This window comes from Ellagibacter sp. (assembly GCF_048412355.1).
GTDB lineage: Bacteria > Actinomycetota > Coriobacteriia > Coriobacteriales > Eggerthellaceae > Ellagibacter.
In genome coordinates, this window is sequence record NZ_DBFSAP010000019.1 from 24,933 (window position 1) to 50,462 (window position 25,530).

General features: G+C 56.2%; 20 protein-coding genes and 1 tRNA gene. 8 read left to right on the forward strand and 13 right to left on the reverse strand.

Translation table 11 applies throughout. The features are described 5' to 3' along the window. Positions 1 to 70 precede the first annotated feature (70 nt). The 4 genes from ACMRQN_RS02400 to htpG all read right to left on the reverse strand — a co-directional run bounded on the left by ACMRQN_RS02400 (position 71) and on the right by htpG (position 6,178). Positions 71 to 2,461: a MurT ligase domain-containing protein gene (locus ACMRQN_RS02400; protein ID WP_418733660.1), complete on the reverse strand. Its 2,391-nt coding sequence runs from the start codon at positions 2,459 to 2,461 to the stop codon at positions 71 to 73. Between the two features lie 360 nt (positions 2,462 to 2,821). After that, positions 2,822 to 3,787 carry a LysR family transcriptional regulator gene (locus tag ACMRQN_RS02405; RefSeq protein WP_418733661.1) on the reverse strand — a complete coding sequence of 322 codons (966 nt, stop codon included), beginning with the start codon at positions 3,785 to 3,787 and terminating at the stop codon, positions 2,822 to 2,824. 217 nt (positions 3,788 to 4,004) lie between these two features. Continuing rightward, positions 4,005 to 4,080 (reverse strand) — tRNA-Thr (locus ACMRQN_RS02410). Positions 4,081 to 4,228: 148 nt separating this feature from the next. After that, positions 4,229 to 6,178 carry a molecular chaperone HtpG gene (gene htpG / locus ACMRQN_RS02415; RefSeq protein WP_418733662.1) on the reverse strand — a complete coding sequence of 650 codons (1,950 nt, stop codon included), beginning with the start codon at positions 6,176 to 6,178 and terminating at the stop codon, positions 4,229 to 4,231. A 211-nt stretch (positions 6,179 to 6,389) separates the two neighbouring features. Here htpG and ACMRQN_RS02420 point away from each other — a divergent pair, with 211 nt between their 5' ends. The 6 genes from ACMRQN_RS02420 (at position 6,390) to ACMRQN_RS02445 (ending at position 13,516) form a co-directional block, all read left to right on the forward strand. Then, a complete protein-coding gene (locus tag ACMRQN_RS02420) occupies positions 6,390 to 7,769 on the forward strand; it encodes a DNA-binding protein (protein ID WP_418733663.1) in 1,380 nt (459 codons plus the stop codon). A 505-nt stretch (positions 7,770 to 8,274) separates the two neighbouring features. Continuing rightward, on the forward strand, positions 8,275 to 9,246 hold the full coding sequence (locus ACMRQN_RS02425; RefSeq protein ID WP_418733664.1) for a hypothetical protein: 972 nt from the start codon (positions 8,275 to 8,277) through the stop codon (positions 9,244 to 9,246). Between the two features lie 46 nt (positions 9,247 to 9,292). Then, entirely contained in the window at positions 9,293 to 10,375 is a 1,083-nt protein-coding gene (locus tag ACMRQN_RS02430; RefSeq protein ID WP_418733665.1) for an ATP-binding domain-containing protein, read from the forward strand. A gap of 34 nt (positions 10,376 to 10,409) precedes the next feature. Beyond that, complete coding sequence (locus ACMRQN_RS02435) at positions 10,410 to 12,146, forward strand: hypothetical protein (protein WP_418733666.1); 1,737 nt, start codon at positions 10,410 to 10,412, stop codon at positions 12,144 to 12,146. After that, positions 12,130 to 13,077 (forward strand): DUF1848 domain-containing protein, encoded by a 948-nt coding sequence (locus ACMRQN_RS02440; RefSeq protein WP_418733667.1) that lies wholly within the window; start codon positions 12,130 to 12,132, stop codon positions 13,075 to 13,077. The genes ACMRQN_RS02435 and ACMRQN_RS02440 overlap by 17 nt, the downstream gene beginning before the upstream one ends. Before the next feature lie 28 nt (positions 13,078 to 13,105). Next, positions 13,106 to 13,516 (forward strand): hypothetical protein, encoded by a 411-nt coding sequence (locus ACMRQN_RS02445; RefSeq protein WP_418733668.1) that lies wholly within the window; start codon positions 13,106 to 13,108, stop codon positions 13,514 to 13,516. A 173-nt stretch (positions 13,517 to 13,689) separates the two neighbouring features. Here ACMRQN_RS02445 and ACMRQN_RS02450 read toward each other — a convergent pair whose 3' ends face one another. The 8 genes from ACMRQN_RS02450 to rplM form a co-directional block, all read right to left on the reverse strand. Continuing rightward, entirely contained in the window at positions 13,690 to 15,780 is a 2,091-nt protein-coding gene (locus ACMRQN_RS02450) for a glutamine synthetase III (RefSeq protein WP_417299841.1), read from the reverse strand. Between the two features lie 260 nt (positions 15,781 to 16,040). Then, positions 16,041 to 16,562: a type II toxin-antitoxin system VapC family toxin gene (locus tag ACMRQN_RS02455; RefSeq protein WP_418733669.1), complete on the reverse strand. Its 522-nt coding sequence runs from the start codon at positions 16,560 to 16,562 to the stop codon at positions 16,041 to 16,043. After that, entirely contained in the window at positions 16,450 to 16,827 is a 378-nt protein-coding gene (locus ACMRQN_RS02460) for an argininosuccinate lyase (RefSeq protein WP_418733670.1), read from the reverse strand. The genes ACMRQN_RS02455 and ACMRQN_RS02460 overlap by 113 nt, the downstream gene beginning before the upstream one ends. 136 nt (positions 16,828 to 16,963) lie before the next feature. Further along, positions 16,964 to 18,358 (reverse strand): MFS transporter, encoded by a 1,395-nt coding sequence (locus ACMRQN_RS02465; protein WP_418733671.1) that lies wholly within the window; start codon positions 18,356 to 18,358, stop codon positions 16,964 to 16,966. Positions 18,359 to 18,753: 395 nt separating this feature from the next. Beyond that, positions 18,754 to 18,912 (reverse strand): hypothetical protein, encoded by a 159-nt coding sequence (locus ACMRQN_RS02470; RefSeq protein ID WP_170264577.1) that lies wholly within the window; start codon positions 18,910 to 18,912, stop codon positions 18,754 to 18,756. 513 nt (positions 18,913 to 19,425) lie between these two features. Next, a complete protein-coding gene (locus ACMRQN_RS02475; protein WP_418733672.1) occupies positions 19,426 to 21,198 on the reverse strand; it encodes a hypothetical protein in 1,773 nt (590 codons plus the stop codon). A 487-nt stretch (positions 21,199 to 21,685) separates the two neighbouring features. Then, positions 21,686 to 22,078, reverse strand: coding sequence for a 30S ribosomal protein S9 (gene rpsI, locus ACMRQN_RS02480; RefSeq protein ID WP_158049679.1), 393 nt, complete (start codon positions 22,076 to 22,078; stop codon positions 21,686 to 21,688). Between the two features lie 2 nt (positions 22,079 to 22,080). Beyond that, positions 22,081 to 22,515: a 50S ribosomal protein L13 gene (gene rplM, locus ACMRQN_RS02485; protein WP_158049677.1), complete on the reverse strand. Its 435-nt coding sequence runs from the start codon at positions 22,513 to 22,515 to the stop codon at positions 22,081 to 22,083. Between the two features lie 430 nt (positions 22,516 to 22,945). Between rplM and metA the strand changes: the two genes are divergently transcribed. Together metA and ACMRQN_RS02495 are read left to right on the forward strand one after the other, a co-directional pair. Beyond that, complete coding sequence (gene metA / locus ACMRQN_RS02490; protein ID WP_417053233.1) at positions 22,946 to 23,887, forward strand: homoserine O-acetyltransferase MetA; 942 nt, start codon at positions 22,946 to 22,948, stop codon at positions 23,885 to 23,887. Continuing rightward, positions 23,877 to 24,077, forward strand: coding sequence for a hypothetical protein (locus ACMRQN_RS02495; protein ID WP_158049674.1), 201 nt, complete (start codon positions 23,877 to 23,879; stop codon positions 24,075 to 24,077). The genes metA and ACMRQN_RS02495 overlap by 11 nt, the downstream gene beginning before the upstream one ends. 149 nt (positions 24,078 to 24,226) lie before the next feature. Here the strand turns inward: ACMRQN_RS02495 and ACMRQN_RS02500 are convergent, their stop codons facing one another. Further along, the gene (locus ACMRQN_RS02500; protein ID WP_418733682.1) at positions 24,227 to 25,447 is read right to left on the reverse strand and encodes a putative ABC transporter permease; all 1,221 of its coding nucleotides are present in this window, start codon (positions 25,445 to 25,447) and stop codon (positions 24,227 to 24,229) included. Positions 25,448 to 25,530: the final 83 nt, after the last annotated feature.

Here is a 25,530-nt window from a genome sequence, read left to right on the forward strand (position 1 = left end):
CGCCCACTGAAAACCTACAACTTGGAGCTTCCCTTCCCTGTTTTGCAGGTCGGACGAGCAGAACGAAAGCCTACTTCGCCCCGACCCTCTCCGCCATGAACGCGTTCGCCGCCAGCTCCTCTGCGTCGTCGAGCTGGGCAAGCGTGGTCACGCTTTCACCCGTTCGCCCGGCATGACGCTCGCATGCGGCGGCCAAAAGCCAGTCGGCGATTTCCGGATTCTTCGAAAGCAGCGGACCGTGGAGATAGGTGCCGAGAACTTTGCGATAAAGCGCACCGTCGGCCTTGTCCGCGTCGTTGTTGCCGTGCCCGACCGAGGAAACCACCGTGCCGAAAGGCTTCACCCCCTCCGCGAGGTACGTTCTGCCCGCATGGTTCTCGTATCCCACCACCGGATGCGTCGCGAGCGGCGAGGAGAGCACGATGTTGTCGATAAGGCGGTCGGCAGATGTGCCAGGGCGACGCGTCTCGATGCCGACGATGTCGAGCCCAGGAACCTCCTCATCGCCGAGCAACCAAGTCTTGCCGAGAATCTGATACCCGCCGCAGATGGCGAGCACCGGCCCGTCCTCTTCCACGTACGCGGCGAGCTCGTCTTTCATGCGCATGAGCTCCGCCGACGCGAGTTTCTGCTCGCGGTCGGGACCGCCGCCGAGGAACACCAGGTCGACGTCGCCAAGATCGACGGATTCGCCATATTCGACGCGCTTCACCTGGACGGGAACCCCGCGCCACGCAAGGCGCTCGCTCAGAATGCGCACGTTACCGCCGTCGCCGTAAAGGTTCAGCAGGTCGGGGAACATGTGGGCGATCACGATGGGGGTAGTCCCCTTCTGACCCCGCGCGGGGGACTCTCCCATCTCGGCGGGTTCTGCCGCGATCAGCCGCTCGTTAGCCCCTGTTCGCTCCTGATCCTGCGCGGGGGACTCCGTGCTCAAACAGTCCTCGCTTCGCTGCGGAACTGCGCGCGGAGCCCCCCGCGCAGGCTCAGGAGCTGCCGCGATGATAGACGAAGGAGCATCCGCGCTCGAAGACGACCCGCCGTCGGCCCGCACGGGGTCGCCAGCCTCGCAGTTCGCAAGGTCGCCAGCTTCGCTTTCCACAGCATCGAGAGCGGACTTCACGCTTGGCAGCGCCGTGTAGTTCGCAATGGCGTAAGCATTCATTTCACAGGGAAGTTTCGCCAGTTCATCAAGGAATTCCTGAGTGTTCTTCACCACCTTGGAGGGAATGCCCGCGTACTTCAGGCGCACCTGCATGTCGTTGCCGCGGACGCCCCCGGCGAACACGACGCAACCCTCCTGGCGCGAAAGCTCCTCGAAGTCGATATCCCACAGCCACGAGATGTCGTGGCCGTCGGCCTCTTTGTCGTTGATGAAGAAGGCGACCGCCTTAGGAGAAGCGTCCTTCTCAATGATCTTGAGGTTCTGGTTGAAGCCCGTGGGGTTCTTCGCGAGGTTGAGCAGAACGCTCCGCCCTTCGACGGAGTAGTGCTGCAGACGGCCGTTCTTCGGGTCGAAGGACTCGATGGCGGCCTGGATCGCGTCGTTTCCGCAGCCCACGAGGTCAGCCGCGACGCCTACCGCGAGCAGGTTGTAGACCATGTAGGCACCGCTGAACGCCGCGCGGATCGGCCTTGCAGGCGCGGACTCGCCCGCGTTCGGCTGCGGGCGGGCGATATCGAAGGAAAGCTCGCGCTCGCCAAGTTCCACGTTTTGCGCCGCGAAATCGAGCGCGGGGCGAGAGAAGCCGCACGTCGGGCAATGCCAAGCTCCCAGCTGGCCGTATTGGCGAAAATCGTATTCGAACATCGACGAGCACAGCTGGCACATCGTTGCGTCGGAGACCGTGTTCTGCGCAAGGCCCATGCTCTCGCTCACCCCGAACGCGATCTGGCGCGTCCGCTCGCGCTCGGGCAGCTCGGAGGCGCGCTTGGCGATGGTGGCGCACAGGGGGTCGTCGGCATTGAAGACAAGGATGGTCTCAGGCGATGCGGCGAGCGCCTCGACAATACTATCCTGGATGCGATCGATTTCGCCACAGCGATCAAGTTGGTCGCGGAACAGGTTCAGAAGAAGCACGTATGTCGGCTTGAGCTGAGGCGTCATCTTCTTCAGCCACAGCTCGTCGGATTCGAACACGCCCCAATCGGCCTCTTTCGCATGAAGAAGCGCCGTCGATACGCCGGAATCGAGGTTCGCACCCGTCCGGTTGCACACCACGCGGGCGCCCGAGCCCTCGAGGACGTCGGCGAGCAGATTGGTCACCGTGGTCTTCCCGTTGGTGCCCACCACCATGATCGACCCGCGGGCAAGCTTTCCCCGCAAGTTCGCGAGCAAACGCGGATCCACGTAGAGCGCGATCTTCCCTGGGAAGTTTGCCGCTGGCCGACGGAACACGTGCTTCAAGCCCCATGTCGAAATGAAGCTTACGGCTTGAGCTGCGGCAAATCTAATGGACATGGACACTCCTCGCAAACGCGGCGAACCTCTCGGGCTATATGCCCGCAATCGAATAGTACCGATAAAAGGGTACAACGGCTTTGCGCGACAGCGCCCAAGTGCGCGGAGAAACCAAAGAAAAAGGAGCCGCTTTTGGGGATAACGGCTCCTTAAAGGAGCTCGCCGACAGGATTGGAGAGGGCGGCGAGCCAAAGGGGATAAGGGAGTGCAACCGACAGCTTTGTAAGGAGGGGATAACACCGTCGGATGTTTCTCACTGGGATGATTGTATGCGTCTTCCCGCCGACCTGGTGATTCGCATTCCGCAAGCGTTGTTGCAATATGCGGAACAACCCCGTTTGCGATTGTGCAACAGCTAGCTTAGTAGAGCGCGCTCACTCGTGCCCGCCATTGCACGCGGGCATTCTCGAGCACGGAGAAATCTTCAAGATAGGCCTGACAGCTCGCAAGCGCCTCTTTGCACGCAGTGAGTGTGCGGCCCGAAAGCGAGCGGCCGATGTAGGCGTTCACGTCGATGCCGGCGTCGACGCCCTTGATGGGGAGATACACCACCTTGCTCGACCCGTATGCCCAGTTCGCACTTGTGGAAATGCCGACGCTGTTGGACGTTTCCACCTGGATGTACATCGAGTCGACGTCGCGGAAGCTGCGAGCGCGCTCCATTAGAAGGGAAGGCTCGGTTTCGAGCACCTTTCGCATCCGCTCCTGCAGGCCCGGGAAATCCTTCTCGCTTGGAAGGAGCAGGTCAAGGCCCACGAGACGCGAAAGCTCGATGCCGTCGGCGCAGTCGCGCGCAAGCCGGCTGTTCGCTCGGACGACCACGCAGAACTGATCGCGGTACATGGTTGCGAGCTCATAGCGCTGCTGGTGGGGCGAGTACACGTTGAGCATGATGTTGAGATCGGCCCTGTTGTCATCGAGCGCGGTGTAGAGCAACTTGTACGGCATGCCCTTGAACTCGATCTCGATTTCCGGGTAATGCTCCTTCAGATACGACGCGAATTGCAGGATAAACGGGCGCGCCGCATTGTGCAGATAGCCCAAACGCACCACGGGTTTTCCGCCTTCGTCGAGGCGCGACATCTCGGCAAGGGCGGCGTTGTATTCGGAAAGGATGGCCTTCGATCGGTCAAGGAAAACGGTTCCAGCCTCGGTGATGGCGACCGACTGCTTCGAGCGGACGAAGAGCTTGGCGCCGAGCTCGTCTTCCATAGCCGAAACATGGCGGCTGATGACTGACGGACTCACGAAGAAATGGCGCGCAGTATCGCGGAAGCTCAGGTTCTCGGCGAGGTATTCGAATTCACGCAGATGCTCGATATTCATGTTCCCGCCTTTCCGCCCTGAGCGCTGTCGCCTTCTAAAGCGTCCTGTCCGACAGAGAATAGCAGAGCCGACCTTCTTCTCCCCGCAAGAAAACACGAACGAGAAAGCCCGTCCGACAGAGGGAGGCAAAACCGCCGGGGAAGACCACCATACCCGCCTATTTCGCGTTCAACAACAAAACAGGCCGCCGGCTCAATGCCGACGGCCTGTAAGTTTCTGGAGCCAACGAGCGGATTCGAACCGCTGACCTACGCATTACGAGTGCGTTGCTCTACCAGCTGAGCCACGTTGGCAAACGAGTGAAGCACAAGCTTCAGACGCGAAAACAAATAATAGCGAATCAATCGCACAAGCGCAAGGGTTTTCTTGAACCGATTCCGATTCCCCTTCCGAGGCTCCCCGGTTCCCCGTTCGCGCCCTGCGGCCCTGAAGCTCTGAGGCCTACTTCATCAGCTTCGTGACCGCCTCAGTGTAGGCAACCGGATCGTCCAGCGGGATACCCTCGACGAGAAGCGCCTGATCGTACAGAATGCCCGAGTACAGCTTCACTTTCTCGCCGTCGCCCGATTCCTGCGCCTTCTGCATGACCTCGAACACCGGGTGCTTCGCGTTCACCTCGAGCACGCGATGCGATTTCACCGCGCCTTCTTCCTCGGCGCTCTTCGGTGCACCCGCGAGAATCTTCTCCATCTTAAGCGATACGCCGCCTTCGGTGGTGATGAAGGCAGGGGCGTCGGTCTGGCGCGTGGACACCGCGACCTTCTCCACCTTACCGTCGAGAGCGCTCTTCATGGCCTCGAACAGATCCTTGTTGGACTCGGCCGTCTCCTCGGCTTCCTTTTTCTCCTCGTCGGATTCAAGGCCGAGGTTCTCGCCGCCCACGTTCTTAAGCGGCCACGCGGTGAGCGAGTCGGGGTCGGCCGCGTCGGGCACAGCGTAATCGGACATGGCCATCATGCAGAATTCGTCGACATCCTCGGGGCACAGCAGCACGTCGTAGCCCTTCGCGAGCACCGTCGTCACGATCGGCAACTGCGCCATGCGCTCGACGGAATCGCCCGTGGCGTAGTAAATGGTCTCCTGGCCATCAGCGGCAGCCTTCACGTATTCCTTGAACGTGATCATCTTCTTCTGCTTGGCCGAATAGAAGAGGAGCAGGTCGCCCAGCACGTCTTTTGCCGTGCCGTAGGAGGTGTAGAGGCCGTACTTCATGCCGCGGCCGAAGTTCTCGAAGAACTTCTTATAGCCCTCGCGATCCTTGTCGAGGAAGTTCTCAAGGTCGGACTTGATCTTCTTCTCGACGCGGCGGGCGATGGCCTTCAGCTGGCTGTTGTGCTGCAGCGTCTCGCGCGAGATGTTGAGCGTGAGATCCTGCGAGTCGACGATGCCGCGGACGAAGTTGAAGTAGTCGGGCAGGAGGTCTTCGCACTTGTCCATGATGAGCACGTTGGAGCTATAAAGCGCGAGACCCTTCTTGAAATCCTTGCTGTACAGGTCATACGGGGCGCGGCTCGGCACGAACAGCAGCGCGTCGTAGGTCAGCGCGCCCTCGGCATGCAGCGAGACAGTGCGCGCAGGGTCGGCGAAGTCGTGGAAGTTCGTCTTGTAGAACTCGTTGTACTCCTCGTCGGTCACGTCAGATTTCTTGCGCTTCCAGATGGGAATCATCGAGTTGATCGTGTCGGTCTCGGTGTAGGTTTCGTACTCGGGCTTGTAGTCGTCGCCGGCGTCTTCGGGCTTCGGCTTCTCGCGCGTCTTGGAAACCTCCATCTGGATGGGGTAGCGCACGTAGTTGCTGTAGCGTTTGATCAGGTCCTTCAGGCCGTACTCGGAAAGGTAGGTGTCGTAGTTGTCCTCGTCGGTGTTCTCCTTGAGCGTAAGGATGACGTCGGTGCCGTGCTCGGCGCGCTCGGCCTCGGCGATGGTGTAGCCTTCAACGCCGTCGGATTCCCACGCCCACGCCTCATCGCTGCCGAACGCGCGGGAAACGACGCGCACCTTGGAGGCGACCATGAAGCTGGAGTAGAAGCCGACGCCGAACTGGCCGATGATGTCGATGTCGTCACCCTGCTGCTCGGCGTTGTCGGTCTTGAACGCCTGGGAATCGGAGTGCGCGATGGTACCGAGGTTCTTGTCGAGCTCGTCCTTCGTCATACCGATGCCGTTGTCAGAGATGGTGATGGTGCGGGCACCCTCGTCGAAGCCGACGTGAATGGCCAGCTCGTCCTTGGAAAGCTGCACGTCGGAATCCGTCAGGCTCTTGAAATAGAGCTTGTCGACGGCGTCGGACGCGTTCGAGATAAGCTCGCGGAGGAAGATCTCGCGATTGGTGTAGATCGAGTTGATCATGAGGTCGAGCAGTTTCTTGCTCTCTGTTTTAAATTTCTTCATGGCGTATCGCTTCCTGTTCTCGAAAGACCACTTTGGCACTTTGCTTTGGCAGTCCCCGTCTTTGAGTGCTAAAAGGCATTGTAACGACGCGATACGCCATGTCAAGTAATCTAAGTGCGATAGACTCAACTTTTCGCAATTGCATATCGTTCAAATTTACTTTAGAATTATTTTGCATCAATTCTCATTTTTTATACGAGGAAATACTAAAGTGAAGTACGAACTTACTGAAAAAAAGGCTGCCGAAATCCTCGGCATTTCCGAAAGCCGCGTTTCCCAACTTGTGAAAGGCAAGCTGCTCGATGCCGTCACCATCAATGGCAGAGTCCGTATCTCGCGCGAATCAGCCGAACGATACCGCAGCGAAGCCCGCAAAACCGGCCGCCCCCCGAAGACCTCCTATGCGACCGTATCCCAATATACCCTCATGAATGCGGGCCATGAGGTTGCTTCCGTGCTCTTCGACTCCGCTGCCGACGAGCCCCTTTCCGTATCCGAGGTAATCGACCCTACATACGCGCCTATCGGCGTGCTCACTCGCGGGGGCAATCCGAAACGAAGAGTTCTCAATAACTGGTGGCTTCATCGATCCGTCCCCCGAACGCGCCCGGGGATTGAGTCAAAGCTCGCCCAATCGGGACTCAATACGCCAAGCAATCTCGCAATAAAGAGCATGGGGCTCTCCCTTTCCGACTGCTATTGGTTAAGGCCAAACGACGCGCCAACCCTAACTTGGAGCGAAGTCAATTTCTACGACAATGACTTCATCGACTCGAACATCGACGATTGGGACGACTGGCTTTCGGGAATTGGACTCAGCTCCCCGGACAACACGTCGGAAGGCGAACTTCCAAAAAAATGGGTCATCGGAACGAACGGGACACGTTACTTATTAAAGGGCTGCAGATCCGACGATCAGCGTCCCTACAACGAGGCAGTCGCGACCGCACTTTACCGAAGACTTCTCAACCCCTGCGATTACGTGCCGTACGACATCGTGGGCACGGCACAAGGCGCTGCCGCGAGATGTCCTAATTTCCTTGGGAGAAGCGAAGAGTTTATCACCGCAGATCAGGCTAGAGAGGCGACATCAAGCTCTCGCGGAAGCAGCGTATACGACCGTTTTTGCCGAGACGCCTCGCTTCTAGGGGTGAACGAGGCAGAACTTCGAGCACGCATGTCCAAAATGATCGTGTGCGATACCATCCTCGCGAACTCCGATCGACATTGGCGCAACTTCGGATTCATAAGGAACCTCGATACTATGGCGATTCGCCCCGCACCTCTTTTTGATTCGGGAAACTCGCTGTGGTTCACCAAGACGGAACGAGAAGTCGCAACCGGAGACCGCGCCTTCCTGACGCGGCCCTTCGCATACAACGTAAGTGAACAGCTTGCATGCGTAGACGACGTCAGCTGGTTCAGTTCAAGCGCTCTTCGCGGTTTTGCCGACGAGGCATGCGACATCCTATCCGCAAGCTCGTATGCAAAACCGCGACTCGACTTCATTCATGAGGGAATCGAACTGAACATCAAGCTCGTCGAAGGCGCCTGCGCATTGCTCTCAGGACGAATCGCCCGAGGAAAGTAAGGAATCAAAACAGAAAGAGCGTCCTGACCATTATTCGCTTTGCAATCAGTCATCGTCCAGTTCGCTAAAATGTCACCGACCACTCAATATTCTCGCTATAATTGGAACAGATTTTAGCAACAGGAGGGACAACTCTGACGCAGGAGAACAACACTTTCCCTACAGGCGACGAGAAAAATCGCCCAGCACTTTCCGGCTTCATCCAGCAAGTGCTGAATGCGTGCGGAATTTCTGCCCCATTTTCACTCGTTTGCCGGGATGATTTCCCGGAATGGGCGATTGACAAAAGCGACGGCATGGACATTCTCGTGGTATGCGAAGATTGCGCCAACCGAAAAGCTTCAGTTGAGTCTTTTCGGTCAAAACCCGTGTTCACGCATAGCAATGATCTTTACTGGTTCGAAGAAAGCCCAGAGAAGCAACTATCTTCGAAAAATCAATTAGACCCCCCCCCGAGTACCATGCCCCTAGCAATGTAACGCTTCCCGAGTGGCTCGATTCGTTCTTGTTCGAAACGCTCAAGGCATCATATCAGCCCTCGAAGACCGAAAGAGCATTCGACTGCAACCTTGAGTCCTCGCAAGATAAAGCACTTATTTACGCAGGAACTTATCTTCCGAGGAGCTATGCTGAGTGCTACTGCATCTTCGACGACCTCTTTCACACCGCCGAAATTGCAAAGGCCTTCCAAAATCAAACCACACTCAATATCCTCTCGATCGGATCGGGAACATGCGGTGACGCACTTGGCATCTTGAGTGCCATCGACAAGAATCTGCCAAATATTCGCCAGGTATTTCTTACCGGCATTGAGGGCAACAAACCTGCGCGAGACATCGCAAAGAAGCTCATTCACCAAGCCAAGCAGCACTACCGTTTCGAAATTGACTTCCGGGCGGAAGACTACACTATCGATAGCTTCAAAGATTACATCGACACCACTTGCGTCCTCCATGCTGAAGGGACGACAGACATCCTTCTCTCTTCAAAAATGATTAGCGAAATGGTGTCTATGGGGAAAGAGCAGCCCAGCCAAGCGTATTCCAACTTTCTTGCATCTTTTTTGCCGCTCCTCTCCCCCACTACTGGAATATGCCTCCTACTCGACGTCGCAACAAAAGTTACCAAGGATGGCCCATGGTTTCCCATCCTCATGAATTCTCAAACGAGCAAAACGCTTGAGAGCATGCCCGAATTCGGGATCATAGCACCAGCTCCATGCCGAGAATTGCATGGCCCATGCCGCACTAGCTGCTGTTATTCACAAAAGAAATTCGAGGTTAAGCACTCCCGAACGTCCTGCGATTGCAGCAAAGTCAATTATCGAATCATCTCAAGAGCAACAGGTATCGCCCTTCCATCAAAACAGCCAACGCCTTGCATGATCAGTCCCCCAAATTGCCCGCAAAATCGAGCGCCTTGCTCTTCGCAGCTCGAAAGCACCTGTGAAAAAGACGCCTTCCCGATAAATCCCTGACGGCAAATCCCAACGCATTAAACGAGACATGGAAGGAATGCCAGAAATGAGTAAGCGCAGTTTTTACGTACGAGAATCCGAGCTTGACGACTTCCAGCGTCAAGTGCTCAATAAGAAAGTCGACAAATCATTCATTGTGAAAGGGTGCGCGGGAAGCGGAAAATCGATTCTTGCCCTCTGGAAAGCGCACGATATCGTCTCCAACAACCGTGGCTCTCTGCAAATCATCGTATTCACCAAGGCACTCAAGTCCTATATGGAAGAAGCCCTTCGCGCCATCGGAATCAACTCATCGCTTGTCGACTATTGGCATCATTGGAAGAATAACCCGAAAAAGAGCGACTTTATCATCGTGGATGAGGTGCAGGATTTCGGGCAAGAAGCAATTAACGCATTCATACGCAATGCCCGAATCGCACTCTTTTACGGCGACAGCGCTCAGCAACTCTACGGATGGCTCGCAGAGGACACCCCACTTTCCATTGAAGAGATTGCTGCGGCGACCGGATTCAGCACGGAAAACCTCGTCTTCAACCACCGGCTCCCTAAAAAAATCGCAAGATTCGCGCAGTGCATTTGTCCAGAGGGGGACGATCTCGAAAACCGTTGCCGAAACGAAGGCTCGGAAAAGCCTTATATCCTCAAATTTGATTCATATGAAGAGGAAATGAAAGGAATCGCCTCAATTATCAACAACCGAGAATTTGATGACATCGGCATCCTCTTTCCAAAAAATGAAGATGTTGACAAAGCAGCCCGCTTCTTCAGCAAAAACGGGCTGAGCGTCGAAAAGAAGACTAGTAGCGACATGGACTTGAACTGGAGCACGACCAATCCAAAACTCATGACCTACCATAGCGCCAAAGGTGCCCAGTTCGAGGCGGTGTTCATTCCTGAGTGCACGGCTGGGGACCGTTTCAGCAATGCCCTTTATGTGGCAGTAACAAGAACGTATCAAGCGCTCTACGTCACATACACCGACTATCTCAGCCCCCTTTTATGCGGCATTCCGAACGAGTTATTCAACAGCCCTCTCTCAAATTCGACCAGCACTTGGCTTGGTGGCGAAAACAAAACGCCAGTGATCAATGCATCAAGCAGCGTATACGACGAAGACATCCCCTTTTAACCATTGCGCGGAGCTGATAGGACAACGATAAGATATGAAATACTACATTCCCACATCAACCAATAACTTCAATTGCCTTTTGGCAGACGAGAGCATTTCCCCTTGCGGGTTCTATGAGAAAAGGGGGTTCAGCTACAATTATTTTACCGCTATTCCTCTAAATGATAATAAGGTTCTCCTCCCCCTATTTCGCTCATGCCCTGAGTTTGAACTCTCCGACGATGTTCCCGGGTTCCCGCTCATTCTCGAGATCGATATCAATCTTAACGAAAATGAATTTCGGCAAAAAAGCTGCGAGGACGGCATAATCCTCTATATCGGCAAGACCCTTTACTTCAATCCCTTCAACGTGCGATTCATCTTCCGTAATCAAAAAGAGATGAACGAGACGACGACTGCGACCCACAAGAGCATCGAGACGAAGCTGGTTGCATGGTATAAAAAAAGATTCACAACCATCGGATCGCTCGACGCAAATATTATTTCAAGCTTCAGCGGTTCCGACAAATGCATAACCGATAGCCATGAGGAAATCGAGCAGGATTTCCTTGAGAGCGATGCCCGGAGGGATCGGCTCAAGGGTGCCCTTTGGGGATACACCATTGGGGCAAACCTTTCCCGAGAAGACAAGTCGTATGCCGAGCTCAGAAAACTCCTCGAAAAGATGCGCGACTCCCTGTCGACGCAGATCGGCGAAACGAAGTCGACGGACAAGGATTCAATGGCGAACCTGCGTAACGACATCAACGGAAACCTCGAGAAAGCGCAGGAACCTACCATTGAGAAGTATTGCATGCGGTGGGATGAACAAAGCGCTGCGTATAATGTGATGTTCGCTTCCTGCGCCTCCCCTGGGATCAAATCAACGGCAATAAAAGAAGCGGGGGTTTACCAGCTTGGTCAGTTCGCAGGAAATACCAGCGCAGATGTCAATTCATATATCGATGAGGCGATAAAGGAAATTACCAAGGAAGTGTACCCGCCCAAACCTATTGCCATTGACGACATCCCATCAGTTGACAAGAAGCATTTAACCATCATCCGATCGAACGAGAATCGCCAAGCTGTTTTCATCCTCAATCTAACTCTCGCCAAATATGCTCGCCTTTTTACCGAGGACAAGCCAAGTTACGTGAGGAAAATAGCAGAAGAGCTAGAAAGAAAATACCCCGAACAACAATGGCAAGAATTTGAGCCATTTCTTAAAATGCTCCACGACAGTTGGAATGGGATAGCCCCCCTCAAACCGGATGAAGCGCCAAACGAAACTATGAAGTCATTCGCCATATTCTGCAAAAAGGGGAGCATGGATTCCCTGGAGGACCTCGAATGCGTTTTGCTCTCAAACGGTATTCTCGACCTGAGCTTTGCCTATGCGTTATGGGGCGCAGTTTACGGCTACTCCGCGATGCCGAAAACAGTCATAGACGCAACGTTGTCCAGCTATCCAAAAGGATATGCGGAAGAAGCAATGCGACGCATTTATGAGGAGATCTCCGACAAACCGCATTGCGAAACAAAAACGAACCCCTGGCGCGAACAAAAAGAATTGATAATCGGAGAATGGCCAAACCTCTACGAGATACGCGACACGGAAGATTCACGCACAGCTAGTCGACCCAAGAAAAACTGGCCCATTGAGAAAATCTTAAAGAAATGCAATTCCATCGATGACTGGAAGAAACAGGTGGATAAAACTTGGAAAAAGAAGTCAGACATCTACCTAGAGTTCATTAACGGCCAAAGGAAATTCAATGATACTCAGCGCTAGCAGACGCACCGACATCCCAGCATTCTACGCAGAATGGCTTCTCAACCGCCTTCGAGAAGGCTATGTCCTTGTGCGCAATCCCATGAGTTACCATCAGGTATCGGAAGTGAAATTAACTCCGGAGAATGTTGACTGCATCGTCTTCTGGACGAAGAATCCCTCGCGGCTCATCGAAAAGCTCCCCGAAATCGACAACCTCGGGTATCACTACTATTTCCAATTCACGCTCAACCCCTACGACAAATCGATAGAGGAGAACCTTCCTGGCAAGAACGTTCTTGTCGAAACGTTCAAGCGTCTCTCCGACCAATGCGGGCCCGAAAAGGTTGTCTGGCGCTACGACCCCATCTTCGTCGGAGGCGACTACCCCGTCGATTATCATGCGGAGCAATTCGCCCGCCTCGCAAATCAGCTAGAAGGGTATACCGAGAAATGCATTTTCAGCTTCCTTGACCCTTATGCAAAGATTCAAAAGGCAATCAAACAGTTGGGTATCGAGCCTCCCGACACGAAAACAATGGTCGAAATCGCCAAGCTACTCACAGAAATAGCCCTGCCGAAAAACATCAAGCTAGAAACATGCGCAGAAGAAATCGACCTGGCGAAATATGGCATTTCGCACGCCCGATGCATCGACGGAGATTTAATCGAGAGAATCATCGGTTGTCCGCTTAGCGCGGGAAAAGATCCTGCTCAACGTTCTGTTTGCGGGTGCGTTTCGAGCATCGACATTGGAACGTTCAACACGTGCGCACACGGATGCAAGTATTGCTATGCCAACTATGGAAGGCAAGCGGTTCTCAAAAACCAAGCTTCGCACAACCCCAATTCCCCCCTCATTTTCGGCGAGCTTGACGACAGGGATATCGTCAAGCCGAGAAAGGAGAAGGACATCAGGACTCTGAAACAACCCCAGCAATCACTCTTCTAAGACCACAGGTTCGCACAAGGAGTTCGGCATGTCATATTACAAGAAATACAGCGGCGGCGGTTTCTACGACAAGAAAAGCGGTCAGTGGATATCCTCGACGAGAGCCCATCAGAGAGTCGGCGAGAGCATCGGGGGATGGACCAAACGCCGCGCACGCGACGGCTCTTACTATATGGAGCGAGACGACGACTGGGACGACGATGACGACGATTGGGATTATGACTGGGACGACGATGACGACGAATGGGACGATGACGATGACGACGAATGGGATTACAACCGCAGGATTCCGGAGAAGCGACTTCACCAAAAAGTTGGCGAGAGCATAGACGGCTACACGAAAAGAATCAGCAAGTCAGGGAAGTACTATATGGAAAAAGACGACGACCGAAATAGCAATTATCGCTCCAACAAATGGGGAAAACGCCGGTACTGGTAATTCGCTTTTCGCCCACCCATCCCACAATACGCCTTCGCATCACCTTAGCCTGTCAAGATTCTGCAGACACCGAACCCCATCGAAAAAAACGTACGGTGTCGGGGGCTCGAACATCATCAAAAAAGAGCCCCGAGATATCTCGGGGCTCTTCCATATGGCTATGACCTTGCGTTTTAGCAGTAGAACAGAATCTCGTTGTAGGTCGGCACCGGCCAGTGATTGTCGTCGACGACAATCTCCATCGCGTCGATTGCAGCGCGGAGCTCGTCCATAAGCGGGATGACATGGTGCGCGTTGTCGTTTGCACGCTCCTGCTGGTCGGCGATCTCGACATTGGCAAGATGCGCGGTGTTGAGGGCGTCGAGCGCCTCTTCCACGCGCTTCGCGCCGTCGACCACCGTTTGCAGCTTCTTCTCCTGGAACGTCTGATCGGCAGAGGGCAGCGCCGCCTTGACCTGGGCAATATCCCTCGCCACGTCAGCTGCGAAGCTGTTGATTGCAGGCAGGAAGAAGCGGCGAACCATGCGTTTCATCGTGCGCGCCTCGATATTGAGGAGCTTGTTGTACTTCTCGAGCTTCACCTCGTAGCGTGAGCGAACCTCGACCTCGGAGAGCACGTTGAACTCGCCGAACAAATCGATGCTCTTCTGATCGATGAAGCACGGCAGCGCGTCGGCAGTCGTGGGATGATTCGCCAGGCCGCGGCGCTCGGCTTCCACTGGCCACTCGTCGGAGTAGCCGTTGCCGTTAAAGATGATGCGCTGGTGCTTGCGCAGGTCATCCTTAATGTAGGCAATGGCAGCCGCCTCGAATTCATCGCCAGACTTGCCCTCCATGGCGTCGGCAAACTCCTTCAGGCTCTTTGCCATGGCCGTGTTCAGAATGGTGTTCGCGTCGGAGAGGTTCACCGCGGAGCCCGGCATGCGGAACTCGAACTTGTTGCCGGTGAAGGCGAACGGGCTCGTGCGGTTACGGTCAGTGTTGTCCTTTAGGAAGTTCGGGAGCACGGCCACACCCAAATCCATCGCCACGCGCTCGGCGGACGTGTACTCCTTGTCGGAGATGAGCGCATCCACGATGGCGCCCAGCTCGTCGCCCAGGAAGATGGACACGATCGCCGGAGGAGCCTCGTTGGCACCCAGACGATGATCGTTGCCGGCCGACGCCACGGACATGCGCAAAAGCTCCTGATAGTCGTCAACAGCCTGGATAACGCCCGTCAAAAACACGAGGAAGCGCAGGTTATCCATCGGGTTCTCGCCCGGGTCGAGCAGGTTTTTCTTGCCTGCGGAAATCGCCCAGTTGTTATGCTTGCCCGAGCCGTTGATACCCTCGAACGGCTTTTCATGCTGCAGGCAGACAAGGCCGTGATGGCTGGCAAGGAGCTTCATCTTCTCCATCGTGAGCAGGTTCTCGTCGATGGCGCGATTCGAATTCGAGAAAATCGGCGCGAGCTCGTGCTGCGCAGGCGCAACCTCGTTGTGCTTGGTCTTCGCGGAAACGCCGAGCTTCCACAGCTCGTCGTCGAGCTCTTTCATGAACTCGTTCACCGTCGGGCGGATAGCGCCGAAGTAGTGCTCTTCAAGTTCCTGACCCTTGCACGGCGGATAGCCGAACAGCGTGCGGCCGGTCAGCACAAGGTCGAGGCGTTTGGCATAATCCTTCTCGGAAATGAGGAAGTACTCCTGCTCGGCGCCGACCGTGGTGACGACCTTCTGATGACCCTCGCCGAACAGCTTGAGCACGCGGTTCGCCTGCTCGTCGATGGCGACCATGGAACGCAGAAGCGGCGTCTTCTTGTCGAGCGCTTCACCGGTATAGCTGCAGAACGCGGTGGGGATGCACAGCACCTCGTCCTTCACGAACGCGTAGCTCGTCGGATCCCACGCGGTGTAGCCACGGGCCTCGAAGGTGGCGCGCAGACCGCCCGAAGGGAAGCTCGACGCATCGGGCTCGCCCTGAATGAGTTCCTTACCGGAAAAGCTCTGGATAGCACGGCCATCGGGCGTCGGGTCGAGGAAGGCGTCATGTTTCTCGGACGTGATGCCGGTGAGGGGCTGGAACCAGTGCGTGTAGTGCGTGGCCCCCTTTTCAATCGCCCATTCCTTCATGGCATGGGCAACAACGTTCGCAACCTCGAGATTGAGCGGCTCGCCGTCCTTGATGGTCCTCATGAGCTGCTTGTACGTTGCGGAAGGCAGACGCTCCTGCATGGTGTGCTCGTTGAACACCATCGATCCGTAGATTTCTGAAACGTGTGACATATACCGCGCTCCTTCACTGGTCGTCTCAAACGCCGATTAGGCGGTCACAACCGCAGTTTACTTTAGGGGTGCCATAGCAGCTTTTAGCTGATGGCCGCTTGTTCGACACGATAACACGAAGTTCCGCGCGACGCCCCCTTAACCAACGCTTATCAAACTAACGGCGAATTGTTTCGGACAGTTTACAGGGCAAAGAACACTTTGTTGCAACGAGAGCGTCAAAGGCAGGGGAAGATGCGGCACTGTTGAGCGCAAAACTGCTATGCGGTCGCTTCCGCCAGATCCGCCTCCTCGATGCAGTTCACATGCATGTCGCGCGCAAGCGCCCACATCTTTTTGTCGAGAGTGAAAAGCGTCGCACCTGTCCGACGGGCAAGAACCAGATAGAACATGTCGTATGCGGGATGCCGATAGCGAATTGATTCGGAGAGCGCCTCCTTCGCGAGCGACGCGTCGTCATGAAAGCAATCGACGAGGGCCTCCACCCGATCGAGCAAGACCTGTGCTTTTTCCTCGCCCATCGACCCAAGAGTCGCATACTTGAAGCATGCATTTGACACCTCGGAATGAAAGACAGATGGAGCAATAGCTTCTTCGCCTTGCAGTAAGAGATCCCTAAGAGCATCACCGCGCTCGCCTTCGAACGCCATTTCGAGAGCCGCGTTTGCATCAATTACCACCATAGGAGACCCTCCGCTCCATGATTTCGTCAAGCACTTCTCCGATATGCTTACTTCGCTCTTCCCTCGCTTCGCGGATAACATCGACGGGGCTCGGTGCATCGGGGGGCAAAACCAGAGGATGCGCCTTCGCGCTTTCGAACAGCTCCTGGCGCTTCTTGATGCGGGCGGCGCGCTTTGTCTCCGTGTCGAAATCGAGATAGAGCGAACGGCGAGGCTCTCCCTTCGCGTGCGCACACTCACCCGACACCATCGCCTCGACAGCGACGATGGTCTGCTGCGCAACGCTCCTGTGCTCCCTCGCGGCGACCTCTTTCAGCTTTTCGTACAGATCCTCGGGGAAATCGCGAACTTGCAAAGCCGGCATGGCAACCCCCTTTCATGAACGCATGCTCTTTGCATGCATTATACATGAAAGAAAGTGCCGTTGCCAAGAATGCCCTCTTCCCCAGAATCGACCCGCCGCGGACAAAAAAAAGCGAAAACGCTAGCGTCAGCTTCCCCTACCCCACCTGCTTCTTCATCATGGGATAGGTAAGAATGGCCAGCACCGGAATGGCAAGCACAACGAAGGCGCCCGTGCCGAAGCACGCGAACGATCCCCACGTGTCGATGATGACGCCGGCGAGCGTCGGCCCGAATGCAAGGCCGCAGATGCTGCCCGAGGTCACCCACGTGAGCGCCTCGGTGATGTTCGCCTCGGGCACAGCGCGCTCGGCCGTCTCGTTCAGCGTGATGACGAACGGGGCGTACGTGCCCGCCGCGACGAAGATGACCACAAGCAGGCTTACCGACGAGCTCACGAAAACCATCGACCCGTAGCCGAGGCCAATCACGATGGAGAACGCCAGCATCTTCTTGCTTTGACGTGCGGTGAAAAGAATCATGCCGAACACGAATCCGACGATGGTCGACACGAGCGACTCGATGGCGAGGATGAGGCTTGCGAACACCGGGTCGTTAAGCTCGATCTGCGCGAAGGACACCGTGGCGGTGTCGAAGATACCGAAGAAGCAGCCCATCAGAAGCGACAAGAAGAACAACGTGCGCACCACGGGATTCGCGAGAAACAAGCTGCGGGATCGCTTCTTCTTGCTCGCGCGAGCACCGTCGACCGCATCCGAGGAAACGTCGCACGCGATGCCCGAGCCAGCTGCAGGAGCACTTCCGTTTCGCGAGCCTTCAGCCGCCACACCGGGCTCGGCCGAGGCAGCACCTTCGGAGCAATCGGCAGACACGGCGCCTTCCTGGTTCGCAAGCTTCTTTTCCCATCCCGGCACCGGCTCGGTATCCTTAGACGACGCGAGCAAAAGCGTTCCCACCACGCAGCAGATAAAGCCGCATCCCATACCGGCGATAGGGTGGATTCCCGAAGCGAGCGCGATGGAAAGCGCGGGGCTCACCATGAAGACGATGTCGTCCATCACGCCCTCGTAGGAGAAGACAGTCTTAAGCTCTGGGGCACCGTCGCCCAGGCGACCCGATTTCACCAGGTAAACCCAGCGAGCACGGGTAAGCGCCTGAGGTGTAGGCAGAAAGCCCATGAGCACCGCGCCCACGAAGCACAGCGCAATCGGCAGCTTGAGCAGCACGGTGACCAGCAAGATTGCGCAACCGGACAGAGCGATGCACGTGGCGGGCGCAACAATCGCGCCCTGACCGCGCTCGTCAATTTTCTTCGAGACGCGCGGCGAGATCAAAAACAGGGCGAACGCCACCACCGACGCAACCAAGCCCGCCATGAAATAGGAATACCCCGAAAGCGTGAGCATGGACACGGTGCCGATGGTGCGCATGAACGCGTACATACGCACAAGAAGACCGCCTACCTCGAAAGAGTAGGCGGCCCTCACACGAAACATTGCACCGTACGCGTTCAAGTTGAATGAGCTAGCCATAATGGTTTCATTGTACCCGATGGGGCGCAAAGAAGTTACGTCACCTTCCGAACGACCTCGCGATGGCTCTCGCAAAGTCGCGCGGGCGTCAAGAGAAGACGCCCCGCCACTCAGCGTCAGCTATAACGACAGGGGCCTTCGCGTATAATGCGCTTCGCAGTGTTTGCTTGTCGGGCGGCGCTCCTGAAAGATTGGGGTGGTGCCGATGGATACGAACACGGTTTTGGCGCCCTGCGCCATTGCGACGCATCCATTGGAGAGGGCAAGAGCGCCAAGTTTGGGAGAGAAGAAGCCTATTCGTCCGCCCAAAGCATCTTGACCTCTCCGTACAAGAAAGGCCGGATCGGTTGCCCCCTCGCAACCGATCCGGCCTTGTCATCGAAGCAAGACAATCGCTACTTGCCCGAGCCGACGAGCGCCGGGAACAAGCCAGCGCGCGCTTTATCATGCTCTGCAGTCGTCAGGTTTCCCGAAGGCTGCGGTACTTTTTGGCCTTTCACGGCAACACCGTCGTACTTGCGAGCCTCCATGATCCTATCGAGTGCTGCATTCATTGAGATTCCCCTTTCTCAATTGATGGCCGCCGTGCCCCTTTTCACCGCAACCGCTCCCCTAAAAAACGCATTCAGGATACCGTTATTAGTAGCCTAATGCAACCATATTTGGATACTTTTTTGACCACTCACTAAATATTTTCAACCGCAAATCTAGCTTTTCCTGAATTGGATATTGACTAGTAACATTTTCTATGTTTTATCGTGAGCTCACGTTTTCAACGCGCCTCCAAGGAAACCTTACAGCCCCCCATCTACTGTGGGGTTCCCCTTTTTAAACCCTCTTTCCCCAAGCATCAACCCACATCCCCGGCGCGGCAAAAAAGAAACCCCGCCGCTCGGATGAGTGACGGGGTTTTGCAACCGAGTATGTTCCAGAAGAAACTAGCGCTTCGAGAACTGCGGACGCTTACGAGCCTTCTTCAGGCCGTGCATCCTTCCAAGCGCCTTTCTGTATCGACAGTCGCATTGTCGGACTGGGCCCAAGGGGCCAAGGGGCTGGCAGACTTTGAGCTACTTGCCCGTCGGACCGTTCTTCTTATTCGCGTCAGGATGCGCAGCAAGGTAAGTTTGAACGCTCTCGGGCGTCCATCCCTCCGGATACACCTCGGAAGGGCCGTTGATTCCGAACAGAGCCGAATTCATGCCCTTCGTTCCACCAGTAAAACCATCTCCAGTCGTCCCGTTATATTCAGCATTGAGCCCTTCGACCTTAGCACGGCTCATCTCGGAATCGCGCGTTTGCTGAAGGAGCCACTTGAAGCCTTCGGTGAATTCGTAGCTGTATTTCCACGTTGACATATGGCTTCCGCCCTTGAATGTAATCCAATTGATGGCGGTTGCGCCCGCATTGGAAACCAGGTTTTCGATCACCCCATCACCAGCAGAAACATTTCCATCTGGCTCTATCATCGCCGTGTTGAGCGCTGCGCCGTTCGCCGAGAAATACTTGTTCGCATACTCCCACAGCCCATGGCTCATCGCATCCCCCTCGCAATTGAAGACGAGGATATTGTCGTCGGATACCTGGTAATACCAGTTTTCGAAATTCGGGTCGCTCGCGTAATCACCCGCGAAAGTACGAGGATCAGTTTCAAGAGTGCGCGCAACTTGACCCTCAGAAGCCACGTCTTTGTTGTAACAGTTCGACCATTGGGAACCACTGATCATGAAGCCCGCGAAATAATTGTCACGTTGGGCCGCCATATCCATGAGCGTCATACCCCCCATCGATTGACCCGTGCCATAGATGCGGTTCGTATCGATATAGTCGGCGTAATCGGAATCGTTCACCAGGTAATCCATAAGTTCCCACAGCGCCGTGTTGATCTCAGAGGTCGCAACGTAGTCGTTGGACGAGCGCTGCTCCTCGCTGACCTGCGGACACACGACAATCGTCTTCTGCTGCGACTGCACTGAATCCGACGCCCAATCAACAGGAGCCTGAGATTCAGTCAACGTAAGCATGGGGTCTTCGCCAAGCGACCCCGCATCGAGAATATGCAGAGCAAGCGCCACATGCCCTTTATCGGCATCGGAAAGCTGAGGAACGTAAATGCTGTATAGCAAGTCGAAATCCGACTTCTCGCCAGTGTACTCGCTAAAGCAATCGACTGCCGCGAACTTCTCTCCGATTTTCCAGGAATCGCCGCCTGCTAGCTCGGGAAGGATAATCGATTCCGCATCCGCCGTGATAACGGTCTTCGTTTCCTTCTCGCCGTTCGGCTTCGTGCGCTCAACATCCTCTATGGTATAGTTGTTCACTTCATCGGAACTTGCCTGGACGGCTTTACCCTTCGAGGTGAGCTCACCTGTCTGCTTCACGCCGACCATGGCGGTTGCAGTGTAGGCAGGAGTATTGCCAGCGAGCATGTAATCGGTATTCACCTCGAGCACAACGTATTTGCCGGCGTCGACGCCGCCCTTGTCGCTCGTCGCGCGTTCGTCGTTCACATAGGCTTTCGTAACGGTGCCAGCCGCGGCGCCGTCCCCTCGTTCAAAGCCCTCGGCGCCCTGCGCGCCGTACGTATATGTCGCGTAGTCGGTTACCTCGAAATCGTCTGCCGAAACGGAGCTCGCATCGACATCGTCCGAGTATTCGACGATAACAGCTTGAGTCTTCGCGCCGTCTATATCGACAAACGCCTGCGAGGACACCGACTTAATGGAAGCAGTTTCGCCGCCGCCCTGATTCGCATCCGAAGCGCTACAGCCAGCCACCGCCATCGTGGCAGCGATTGCCGCAGTCGCAACAACCACGCCAAGTGCCCTTTTCCCTTTAACCATAAAACCCTCCTTTGCTCGTCCCGGCATTCGCCGGAGCACCTCCCTTTTCGGGCGTCGATCATTATCGAGCCCCAGCGCCACGGTCTTATCGCGTGATTTAGCTGAAATTGCCGCGGAAAACTTCTCGTACGCTCCGTACGAGACCCCTTTGAGCTGGGAAAACAGAGCAGGATTTTAAGGGCGCCTCTTGGAAGCGAGCGCAGGGGAGCCACGTTGCGAGAGCAGGCGCAAGGGTTCTGTCGCTGCCTGCGCGATTGCGTGAAGCCCACATCCCATTTGCCGCGGGACCTCCCCTTGCCAAACGCCGGCAGCACCCGCGCGAGGCACGTCTACTGCCAGCATATCCGCCGCATCCACACCCATCGTCAGCAGGAACGCCCAAATCGAGCATGTCTGCGACTCGGGTGCATCTCCGACGCGGCAAAAAAGAAACCCCGCCGCTCGGATGAGTGACGGGGTTTTGCAACCGTGTATGTTCCAGAAGAAACTAGCGCTTCGAGAACTGTGGACGCTTACGAGCCTTCTTCAGGCCGTACTTCTTACGCTCGACCACACGAGAGTCGCGGGTGAGGTAGCCGGCCTTCTTGAGCTCGGCGCGATAGTCGCCGGCGTCGAGCAGAGCGCGGGAGATGCCGTGACGCAGAGCGCCGGCCTGACCCGAGATGCCGCCACCGTTGATGCGAGCGATCACGTCGAAATGATCCATGGTGTCGGTCACCTTGAACGGGGTCTTCGCATAATCGAGAAGAGCCTCGCGGCCAAAGTACTCAGCACCCTCGCGACCATTGATGGTCACCTTGCCCGTGCCCGGGACGAGGCGCACGCGAGCAACGGCGTTCTTACGACGGCCAGTGCCGTAATACAGAGCTTCACCTGCCATGATTAACCCTCCATCTTGATCTCGCGGGGCTTCTGAGCCATATGAGGATGCTCAGGGCCAGCGTACACCTTCAACTTCATGCCCTGGGCACGACCCAGCGTGTTCTTCGGCAGCATGCCCTTAACAGCATGCTCAATCACGCGCTCAGGATGCTTCTCCATGGCTTCGGTGAAGGTTTCGGACTTGAGACCACCGGGAAAACCACTGTGGCGGTAATACTCTTTCGCTGCAGCCTTCGTGCCGGTAACGCGAATCTTGTCCGCGTTGATGATGATCACGAAGTCGCCCGTATCAACATGCGGGGTGTACTGCGGCTTGTGCTTGCCCTTGAGAATCTGTGCGGCCTTGGTGGCCACGCGGCCGAGAACCTGATCGGTTGCGTCGATCAGAAGCCATTCGCGCTCGACTTCGCCGGGCTTCGCATGATACGTCTTCACTTGCTTCCTCCAATAGATACTCTGTTCCTTGAACGAGCCGAGGGGCCCTTCCAAGGTGCGCTTGCGCGTTACCGCAAGCGGGTGTTTGTTTTCAAAAGTGCAGGTCAGCCAGATGCCGGTTTCCTACGCCGACGCGCATACCTCAGGCCTGGACTCCGTTGGCACAACGCTTCTGCCTTTACTGCTTTCACGGGGCTTTTGAAAGCGAACTTTTGCAGTCTACCTGGCTTGGCGAGGGGAAGTCAAGTCGGAATCGTCTTATTCATGGCCATCTGCAGAAAGTCTTCGGAAATCGGGAGTGAGAAAAGAGCCTCGCACCATCCGCTTTCCCGATTTCCGCGATAATGCGTTATCGCTGCTTCATATAATTGGGTGAACTGATTTTTTGTTAGGATAACGAGGAAGTTTCCATCAATCGGAAGGATGCGCCATGCCTATCAAGATTCCCGATTCGCTGCCGGCAACCGCGCAACTCGAAAAAGAGAACATCTTCGTCATGACCGAGCACCGCGCGCTGCACCAGGATATCCGTCCTTTGCGCGTTCTGCTTTTAAACCTCATGCCCACCAAAATCACCACTGAGACGCAAATCCTGCGAAAGCTCTCGAACACGCCGCTGCAGATCGAGGTGGAGCTCCTCCGCACGAAGAGCCACGTCGCGAAGAACGTCTCCGAAGAGCACTTGGAAACGTTCTACGTCTCCTTCGACGACGTGAAAGACGAGCATTTCGACGGCCTCATCATCACGGGTGCGCCCGTCGAGCTGCTCGATTTCCACGACGTCGATTACTGGGAAGAGCTCACGCGCATCATGGACTGGTCGAAGACGAACGTCCATTCCACTCTGCATATCTGCTGGGGAGCCCAAGCGGGCATCTACTATCGCTACGGCGTCGAGAAGTACGAGCTTGACGAGAAGACGACCGGCGTGTTCGAGCACCGCGTCGTGAAGCCGTCTTCCCCCTGGGTGCGCGGATTCGACGACCGCTTCCGAGCACCCCATTCGCGCTACACCAACGTGCGAGCCGAGGACATCGAGGCAAACCCCAACTTGGAAATCATCGCCGAGTCGGACGAGGCCGGCGTCTACATGGCGAAAAGCACCGACAGCCGCAATTTCTTCGTGTTCGGCCACCCCGAATACGACCGCGAGACCCTGAATGTGGAGTACGAGCGCGACTCGAAGACCCATCCGAATGCGCCGCTGCCCAAGCACTACTACCCCAACGACGACCCCGCGCAGCCCGCAGAATCGACCTGGCGCGCGCACGCGCAGTTGCTCTACACCAACTGGCTGAACTACTATGTGTACCAAACGACACCGTACGAGATCGACGCGATTGGGCACGAGGAGGCAGCAGATGACGAATAGCGCTTCGGAAGACGAGCAGGGCCGGGCGCGAAAAACCGCCGAGGAGCTCCTTGCCGAGGCAGCGCGCAAACATGCTCCCGCGCATCGCGACCCTTGTATCCGAGCCGAGAGCGAAGACGATGACGGCTACGACCCCTATTCCGACCGGCAGGAGACGAACCCCCTGTTCGAGCGCGATCCCTGGGCGTAGAAGCCCCCAATTGCAAGTCGCCCCCTATTCACGAGCCGCACCATAAAAAAGGCCGCTGTAGCATGAACTGCGCCGCAGCGGCCTTTTTCTCGCAAAGACAACTGGACCGACCCGAAGCCGCGCCGCCTCAGCGCGCGACCGGATAGCCCCTATCCAGCAGCACCATCCGACGGTGCCCCCGACCCGCGCGTCGCGCTGTCGGGGTTGATGGTCATGCTCTCGAACCGATTCGCCATGAAATCGTTGTCGAAATACGTGGCGTAGAATTGTTCGATGGGCGTTTCGGGAACATGCCCCGACAGCCGTCCATACCAGCAGTCGAGCGATTGCAGCGTCATGATGGCGTTCACGAGCATGAGCGCCGTGGCGATTGCGGTCACGGTATAGCGCAGCTTCCAGGGAATCAAGTTCACCACGTCGAGCATCTTCGGCAAGAGCGCCTTTATCCACAGCACGCCCAGCATGCCCCACATCGCCATGAACATGCCGTTCGTGCGGCCGTCAATAGAGAGGAATGTGCCCGTGTAATCCCAGGCCACCGCACCAAATGCGGTTTCCATAAACCAGCTGACGAAGAACTCGAACGCACCGCCGATCACGGCGCTCACCAAAAAGATCACCGGCACCGATTTGTCATGGAAGCGGTTGAGTGCCATGGTCATGAGCACTGCGCCCACGCCGTAGATGGGCGAGAACGGCCCGAACAGCATGCCCGCACGATCTTGGTACTCGCCGGGAACAACGATGACGAAGTGATATACCACCTCGATGATCAGGCCCAACACGCTACAGACCACGAAAATCCAGAACACGTTGAAGAAGTTGAGCGCGATATAGCCGCGCCCTGTCGAGTCCAAGCCGAGCGTTCCCTCTTCCGCCTGGTCGCGCGTCTCCATGTCGCGGAGCTTGCGCTGCAGCTCGCGCTCCTCGGAAAGCGACGGATCGACGTAGCCCGACACGAAGAACAAGAGCACGAGGATGACCAGCGTCGGCACGATATGGACATCGGTGCCGTTAAGCATGATGTTGCAGACGAGCGCCACCGCCGCAAGCGCCATGAGGACCTCGGCGGTAAGCGCGGCATAGCGTCTTTTATTGCGGAGAAGACGCACGCCCAGCAGGATGAACAGCACCAACATAGCCGCTTGAGCAGCAACGAGAACCACCGTCACAGCAAGGGGCGTGAGCGCCTCCTCGGCAAGGCCGCCCGACCGCAAAAACTGCACGATGACGACAACCGCAAGCACACCGCTCGGAATGGAGACCGCCCCGCCCACGATGCACAGCACGCCGAACACCTTCAGCAGCAGGGGCATCTTCGGTTTCGGATCGCATGCGGCATCGATCGCGCCGCCTTCGGCCACGACCATCTCTTCCCTTTCCCCATGCGCCATGATGCTCCCTTTTCGAACGCTGCCCGCTGAATGAACGCTGCCGTCCATTATAGGGAATG